The sequence below is a fragment of the Micrococcus sp. KRD070 genome (genome assembly GCF_017168435.1).
Classification (GTDB): domain Bacteria; phylum Actinomycetota; class Actinomycetes; order Actinomycetales; family Micrococcaceae; genus Micrococcus; species Micrococcus luteus.
In genome coordinates, this window is the sequence record NZ_JABFNH010000021.1 from 47771 (window position 1) to 54065 (window position 6295).

Annotated in this window: 5 protein-coding genes; 3 read left to right on the forward strand and 2 right to left on the reverse strand. The window is 72.8% G+C overall.

Translation table 11 applies throughout. The features are described from left to right. Window positions 1-12 precede the first annotated feature (12 nt). From paaZ to J1M38_RS07320, 3 genes are all read left to right on the forward strand, one after another. Window positions 13-2133, forward strand: coding sequence for a phenylacetic acid degradation bifunctional protein PaaZ (gene paaZ, locus J1M38_RS07310; protein WP_206481640.1), 2121 nt, complete (start codon window positions 13-15; stop codon window positions 2131-2133). 138 nt (window positions 2134-2271) lie between these two features. Continuing rightward, entirely contained in the window at window positions 2272-3204 is a 933-nt protein-coding gene (locus tag J1M38_RS07315) for a 3-hydroxyacyl-CoA dehydrogenase (protein WP_070708800.1), read from the forward strand. Between the two features lie 115 nt (window positions 3205-3319). Next, complete coding sequence (locus J1M38_RS07320; protein ID WP_036313913.1) at window positions 3320-4255, forward strand: hypothetical protein; 936 nt, start codon at window positions 3320-3322, stop codon at window positions 4253-4255. Between the two features lie 13 nt (window positions 4256-4268). Here the strand turns inward: J1M38_RS07320 and J1M38_RS07325 are convergent, their stop codons facing one another. Continuing rightward, window positions 4269-4880, reverse strand: coding sequence for a TetR/AcrR family transcriptional regulator (locus tag J1M38_RS07325; protein ID WP_036313911.1), 612 nt, complete (start codon window positions 4878-4880; stop codon window positions 4269-4271). Window positions 4881-4968: 88 nt separating this feature from the next. Continuing rightward, a partial coding sequence (locus J1M38_RS07330) for an AMP-binding protein (RefSeq protein ID WP_342356219.1) occupies window positions 4969-6295 on the reverse strand: 1327 nt, incomplete at its 5' end.

A 6295-nucleotide genomic window follows, 5' to 3' on the forward strand; every position in this document is an offset into this window, starting at 1 on the left:
CCAGGAGACCCCGTGACCGTCACCGCCCCCTCCCTCCCGGAGATCCTCCCCAGCTACGTCGCCGGCAGCTGGTGGACGCCGTCGCACCCGTCCAAGGTCACCGACGTGACGGACGCGAACACCGGCGCGCGCCTGACCGGCGTCTCCACCGACGGCCTCGACACGGCCGCCGCCATCGAGCACGCCCGCACCGTCGGCCAGCAGGCCCTGGGCGAGCTGACCATCCACGAGCGCGCCCTCAAGCTCAAGGAGCTCGCGCTCTTTCTGAACTCCCGCGTCCAGGAGCTCTACGACGTCTCCTTCGCCACCGGCGCCACGCAGCGCGACCACGCCTTCGACGTCGACGGCGGCATCGGCACCCTCTTCACGTTCTCCGGCAAGGGCCGCCGCGAGCTACCGAACTCCACCGTGATCATCGACGGCGACGTGGAGCCCCTCTCCCGCGACGGCTCCTTCATCGGCGAGCACATCTACCAGCGCATCCCGGGCGTGGCCGTGCAGATCAACGCGTTCAACTTCCCCGTGTGGGGCATGCTCGAGAAGTTCGCCCCGGCCTTCGTCGCCGGCGTGCCCACCGTGGTCAAGCCGGCCACCCCCACCGGCTACGTCACGCAGAAGTGCGTCGAGCTGATGCTCGAGTCCGGCGTGCTGCCCGAGGGCTCGATCCAGCTGATCTCCGGCTCCGCCCGCGACCTGCTGGACCACCTGGACTACCGCGACCACGTCGCGTTCACCGGCTCCGCCGCCACCGCGGCCACGCTGAAGAAGCACCCGAACGTGCAGGAGGGCGGCGTCCGCTTCACCGCGGAGACCGACTCCCTCAACGCCGCCATCCTCGGCCCGGACGCGGACCCGGAGTCCCCCGAGTTCGAGGCGTTCGTGAAGGTCGTCTTCCAGGAGATGACGGTCAAGGCCGGACAGAAGTGCACCGCCATCCGCCGGGTGATCGTCCCGCAGGACCGGGTCGAGGCCGTGACCGCCGCCCTCACCGAGCGCCTGGCCGCGAAGGTCGTCCTGGGCGACCCGCGCGTCGAGGGCACCACCATGGGCGCCCTGGCCTCGAAGGAGCAGCAGGGCGAGGTCCGCGGCGCGGTGCAGCGCCTCGTCGACGCCGGCGGTCAGGTCCGCCTCGGCGGCCCCGAGGGCTCGACCGGTGACGCCGACGCCGAGTCCGGCGCGTTCTTCGCCCCCACGGTGCTCACCTTCGAGGACGCGCGCACCCCCGAGGTGCACAGCGTCGAGGCGTTCGGTCCGGTCACCTCGGTGATCGGCTACACGGACGTGGCCGACGCCGTGGCCCTGGCCGCCCTGGGGTCGGGTTCGCTCGTGGCCACGGTCGCCACGAACGACGGTGAGACCGCCCGCGCGTTCGCCGCCGGGATCGGTGCCCACCACGGCCGCGTGCACGTCCTGAACCGCCAGACCGCCGCGACCACCACGGGCCATGGCGCCCCCGTGCCGGTGCTGATCCACGGCGGCCCCGGCCGCGCCGGCGGCGGCGAGGAGCTCGGCGGCGTCCGCGCTGTGAAGCACTACATGCAGCGCACGGCGATCCAGGGCTCCCCGGACATGCTCACGGCCATCACCGGCGTGTGGCATCAGGGCGCCGCGACCCACACGGTGACCCGCGAGGACGTGGAGGCCGGCACGGCCGTGCACCCGTTCTACAAGTCCCTGGCCGAGCTGACGGTGGGCGACCAGTTCGCCTCCGGCCTGCGCACCGTCACCCTGGAGGACATCACCGCCTTTGCGGAGGAGACCGGGGACAGGTTCTACGCCCACACGGACGAGGAGGCCGCCATGGCCAACCCGTTCTTCCCGCGCCGCGTGGCCCACGGCTACCTGCTGGTCTCGTGGGCCGCGGGGCTGTTCGTGGCCCCGGATCCGGGCCCGGTGCTGGCCAACTACGGCCTGGAGAACCTGCGCTTCATCACGCCGGTGACCTACGACGACGCCATCCGCGTGACCCTGACCGCCAAGCGCATCACCCCGCGCGTGAGCGACGAGTACGGCGAGGTGGCCTGGGACTGCCGGATCCACAACCAGAAGGACGAGCTCTGCGCTCAGTACGACGTGCTGACGCTCGTGGCCAAGACCTGGCCGATGGCCCCGTCCGAGACCTCCCAGGGCTGAGCCTCCCCGCCCCGACGGGCCGTCCCGTGCGCCCGCTGCGCACCGGGCGGCCCGTCGTCGCCCCCGGGAACAAGGAGCGTGCCCGGGGCGTTCACCTGTACGTCCCATTCGGACCGCGAGAGAAGAAGGTCGACACACATGTCCGAGTTCACCCGTTTCGAGCAGGTCGCCGTGCTGGGCACCGGCGTGCTGGGTTCGCAGATCATCATGCAGGCGGCGTACCACGGCAAGAAGGTGATGGCCTACGACGCCGTCCCCGCCGCCCTCGAGGGGATCGAGCGCCGCTGGGCGTGGATCCGCCAGGGCTACGAAGCAGACCTCGGGGAGGGCTACGACCCGCAGCGCTTCGACGAGGCCATCGCCCGCATCACGCCGACCTCGGACCTCGGCGAGGCCCTGGCGGATGCGGACATCGTGGTCGAGGCCGTCCCGGAGAACCTGGAGCTCAAGCGCAAGGTGTGGGCCCAGGTGGGCGAGCTCGCCCCCGCCACGACCCTGTTCGCCACGAACACCTCCTCCCTGCTGCCCTCGGACTTCGCCGACGCCAGCGGCCATCCGGAGCGCTTCCTGGCCCTGCACTACGCCAACCGCATCTGGGCGCAGAACACCGCCGAGGTCATGGGCACCGCCGCCACCTCGCCGGAGGCCGTCGCGGGAGCCCTGCAGTTCGCCGAGGAGACCGGCATGGTCCCCGTGCACGTGCGCAAGGAGATCCCGGGCTACTTCCTCAACTCCCTGCTCATCCCGTGGCTGCAGGCCGGCTCCAAGCTGTACATGCACGGAGTGGGCAACCCGGCGGACATCGACCGCACCTGGCGCGTGGCCACCGGCAACGAGCGCGGCCCGTTCCAGACCTATGACATCGTGGGCTTCCACGTGGCCGCCAACGTCTCCCGCAACACGGGCGTCGACTGGCAGCTCGGCTTCGCTGAGCTGCTCGAGAAGAGCATCGCCGAGGGCCACAGCGGCGTGGCCGACGGCCAGGGGTTCTACCGCTACGGGCCGGACGGGGAGAACCTCGGCCCGGTGGAGGACTGGAACCTGGGCGACAAGGACACCCCGCTCGGCTGACCTCCTCCGCTGACGGATCAGCGGCCGTCCGGTGCGCACCACGCATCGGGCGGCCCCGTTGCGTGCCCCCGCCGCTTCCTTGTGGCATCCGTCACAGCGCACGTAGAGTCGGGCCATGACGACCTCCCGACTCCCCCTGCTCGGCGCCCTCGCCGTGGGCGCGCTCGCCCTCGCCGGGTGCGCGGGCGGCGGCGGCGCGGAGCCCTCCTCCCCCGCCCCCTCGTCGGCGTCGTCCACGACGACGGCGGCCTCGTCCGCCCCCACGTCGCCCGCGGCCAGCAGCTCCACGGAGAGCACGGGCGCGGCGGAGAGCACGGCCGGCGCCTCCGCCTCGGGCAGCCTGTCCCTCGAGATGCCCCCCGCGCTGGACGGGCAGCGGACCCTGGCCGTGCAGGCCGCCGTCCAACGGGCCGCGGGGCCGGGGTCCGAGGTGGGGCTGAGCGCCGCCTCGCCGCTGGAGCGGCAGACGGAGCTGCGCCAGCGGGCCGCCGGCCTGGAGCAGGCGGTCGACGCCGGTGCGAGCCCGGCTTCCACCCGCAGCGCGGAACAGCAGGCCTGCCTGGACGCCACCCGCTCCGATCTGGAGCGGGACGCCGAGGCCGGGGCGGCGGACCTGGGGCTCACGGCCCAGCCGGAGACGGCCGCCACGACCGGCGGCGGGCCCACCACGACACCGGCGCCCTCCTTCACGGCGTCCCCCGACGCCGAGGTCACTCCGCTCGGCGTGCGCGTCACCGTGTACCCCACGGAGGAGGCCGCCCGCGCCGCCCTGGAGGACGCCCGAGCGGCGGCGCAGGCCTGCACCGGGGTGGACCTGGCCGGGCTCGACGTGGAGAGCGTGACGCGGACCGAGCACGAGGGCGGCACCGCGTACACGGCGCTCCCGGCCCCCGGGGGGTCCGTCTACTCCCACCTCACTGCCGTGCAGGACGGCGCCCGCACCGTGGCCGTGGCCCAGGCCGACGCGGACGGCGGGGTGCCCGCGGACGCCGAGGACCGTGCGGCCTCAATCGTGGCCGACGTGCTCGCCGCGCTCGACGGCGAGGGCTGAGGACAGCGGGCCCTCAGCCCCGCAGACCCCCGAGCACCACGCCCGTGACGGCGTCGATCATCTGGTCCGGTCCCTGCTGGCCGGGAACGCCGCGATCCGGCCGGTACCAGTCGACGATCGAGTTGATCATGCCGAGCGCGAGGCGGGCGAGGTTGCGCGGGGTCACGTCGGAGCGCACCGCACCCGCGGCCTGGGCGGCCTCGAGCAGGTCACCGAAGCGCCGGGTGATCTCGCGCCGGCGCTCGACGGCGGCCACCTCGACCGCCGAGTTCCCGCGCAGGCGCAGCAGCAGGGTCACCTCGGGCTGCTTCTCCGCCAGCACCCCGAGCGTGCCGCGGATGGCCGCCTCGACCTGCGCGCCGGCATCGGCCCCGCTGGCCACCACATCGTCCAGGCACGCCTCGAGGGCGTCGAGCGCCTCCGTCACCGCGTGGTCGAGGATCGCCTCCTTGGACTCCACATGGTGGTAGATCGCGGACTTGGAGATGCCCAGGTGGGCGGCGAGCATGCCCATGGACGTCGCCTCGTAGCCGTGCCGGTTGAAGAGCTCGACGCACTCGGCCAGCAGCGTCTGCCGGTCATAGCCGGGCCGGCCGCGGCGCGGGGTGGGGCTGCTCTGGGGCACCTTCAGGGGCGGGCGGACGCCGACGACGACGGCGCACCGGTCCACTCTACCGGGCACGCCGGCGTCGGGTTCGGCCGCGGGGTCGGGATCAGGCCTGGTCGCGCAGGTCGTAGATCCGCTTGAGCTTGCCGGAGGAGCGGGCCAGGGACTCCGGCTCCACCACGTTGATCACGCACGAGGAGCCGATCTTCGTCTTGATCTCCATGCGCAGGTGCGCCGCGCAGGCCTGGGCCTCCTCGAGGGACGCATGATCACGGCGCTCGATGTTCACGGCCATCTGGTCCATACGGTCCGGGCGGGTGATCTCGAGGGTGAAGTGCGGCGACAGGGCCGGCTCCTTGAGGGCCAGCTCCTCGATCTGCGACGGGAACAGGTTCACGCCGCGCAGGATGATCATGTCGTCCGAGCGGCCGGTGATGCGGCCCATGCGGCGGTGGCCCGGGTGCGTGGTGCCCGGCAGCAGGCGGGTGAGGTCGTGGGTGCGGTACCGGATGATCGGCAGCGCCTGCTTGGTGAGCGAGGTGAAGACGAGCTCGCCGTGGCGGCCGGTCTCGAGGACCTCGTCCGTGAGCGGGTCGATGATCTCGGGGCGGAAGTGGTCCTCCCAGATGTGGGAGCCGTCCTTGGTGGCCGCGGACTCGCCGGCCACGCCCGGGCCCATGACCTCGGAGAGGCCGTAGATGTCCAGGGCGTCGAGGTCGAAGGTCTGCTCGATCTCGCGGCGCATCTCCTCGGTCCACGGCTCGGCGCCGAGGATCGCGACCTCGAGGGAGGACTCGCGGGGGTCCAGGCCGAGCTTCTTGAAGCCGTCCGCGATGGTCAGCAGGTAGGTGGGTGTGGAGAGGATGGCGCGCGGCTGGAAGTCGGTGATCAGCTGCACCTGCTTCTCCGTCTGCCCGCCGGACATCGGGATCACGGCCGCCCCGATGCGCTCGGCACCGTAGTGGGCGCCGAGGCCGCCGGTGAACAGGCCGTAGCCGTACGCGTTGTGCACGCGGTCACCGGGGCGGATGCCGCCGGCGCGGAAGCAGCGGGCGACGAGGGTGGCCCACGTGGCCAGGTCGTCGTCGGTGTAGCCGACCACGGTGGGCTGGCCGGTGGTGCCGGAGGAGGCGTGGATGCGACGCAGCTCGGGGCCCGTGGCGGCGAAGGCGCCGAACGGGTAGCTCTTCCGCAGGAACTCCTTGTCCGTGTACGGGAACTTGGCGAGGTCCCCGAGCTCCGTGAAGTCCGAGGGGTGGACGCCGTGCGCGTCGAAGTGCTCCCGGTACGCGGGCACGTTCTCGTAGGCGTGGTGCAGGGTCCAGCGGAGGCGTTCGAACTGGAGCGCCTCGATCTGGTCCCGGCTCATCGTCTCCTCGGGGTCCGGGGCCCCGCGGTCGGCGGGGGCGGGCAGGGGTGCCGGCGTGTACGGG